General features: G+C 57.4%; 2 protein-coding genes. One reads left to right on the top strand and one right to left on the bottom strand.

All coding sequences use genetic code 11. The features are described from left to right. Position 1: 1 nt before the first annotated feature. Complete coding sequence (locus NW820_RS05065; protein WP_414342426.1) at positions 2 to 910, bottom strand: cyanophycinase; 909 nt, start codon at positions 908 to 910, stop codon at positions 2 to 4. Positions 911 to 1,098: 188 nt separating this feature from the next. On the opposite strand from NW820_RS05065, the gene NW820_RS05060 reads away from it, so the two are divergent. Then, a partial coding sequence (locus NW820_RS05060; protein WP_414357385.1) for a hypothetical protein occupies positions 1,099 to 1,339 on the top strand: 241 nt, incomplete at its 3' end.

The raw sequence follows: 1,339 nt of genomic DNA, 5'->3' as shown, positions 1-1,339 counted from the left end.
GTCACAGCGGAGACAAGGTGTTGAGATCGAATCGGGATCCCGGCGGCAAAAAGTGAATGCGGGCATTGTGCAGCCGAAAATACTCATCCGCTGCCGCCTCCTGAACAGTCGAGTACAGTTGTGTCCCGTCCACAATCGTCACCGTCCCCAAGCCGATCACCTCCATCACATCGTCGGCCTGGATCACCACCGCCGTATTCTCATCAATGCCGATACCCAAACATTGGGGATAGTGGGCCACCGCCGTAACCAGCCGCACCAGGCGATTGCGCTGATGGAAATGTTGATCGATGATGACGCGAGGCAAAAGGCCCAGGCCTGTCTTCACCGTTACAATTGCCGGCGTGGGCGGTTCTCCGCTGTAGCCGCGGGAGATCATCTGCTGCCCCAACGCAGAAGCTCCGGCGCTGGTTCCGGCAATTACCGTCTGCCCCCGCTGCCACTGCTGTCGAATGGCCTCCATCAGCTCGCTGTGGGCCAGCACCTCCGCCAGCCGCTCCTGATCCCCACCCGTAAAGTAGATGCCGGTGGAGAAGCGGATTTTCTCAACGTTATCGGGATCCCTTGCCTCCATCGGGCTGCGGATATCCAGAACTTGGAGGCTGGCTGCCCCCATCTGCTGAAAAATGTTGGCGTAGATCTCCCCCAGCACCGCCGGGATCCCAGAAGCCGCGGGCACGATGGTGATGTGGGCAGACTTTCCCCCCGCTCGGCGGAAGAATTCCCAAAGGATGTGGCGCTCATTTTCCTTGTCCTCTGCTCCCCCGACGGCGATGATGTCGGAACGGGCGGTGATGGGATCCTTCACAGTAGGGCGGCTTAGGGGTTGGGCGTCGTTTGTCGGCGTGGAAGGAACTCCGTTCCACTCCAGCTCACGGTGGGCGGCAGAAACATCAGGCAAATGGGGCATGGAGCGCGAGGAAGATTAAAATGGGCACATTTCACTTTCACTATGCTACGGCTTGGGATTCGGTTTGGCGCAGCTCAATTCCAGATTTCACGGAAGAGTCAGGGGTTGGTTAGGGGTCTCAAAAGGGGGAATAATGTTCATAAGAACACCCCTCGTCTCGTCCTTCGGTTCACCCAGCAGGAGCATCCATGGCCAGAAAACCTGACGGATATCTTGTCCACATCATGCTGGAAGGTGGACAAACCATGCAGGTACGGGTCAAAGAAGCCAGAGAATACACCGAGCTGATCAACAACCTCATGGTGGGCGGCGAAGAGTTCATCACCTTGCCCAAGCAAATGGACAATGAGTACATGATCGTGCGTCCTCAACGGGTGTCCGCTGTATCGGTGGAGGCAATCTACGCTTCCAGCGTTGGCATCGACCTAT

It is taken from the genome of Synechococcus sp. R55.7, assembly GCF_047461955.1.
In the GTDB taxonomy this organism is placed as follows: Bacteria; Cyanobacteriota; Cyanobacteriia; order Thermostichales; family Thermostichaceae; genus Thermostichus.
This window is presented reverse-complemented; position numbering and strand designations above follow the sequence as displayed.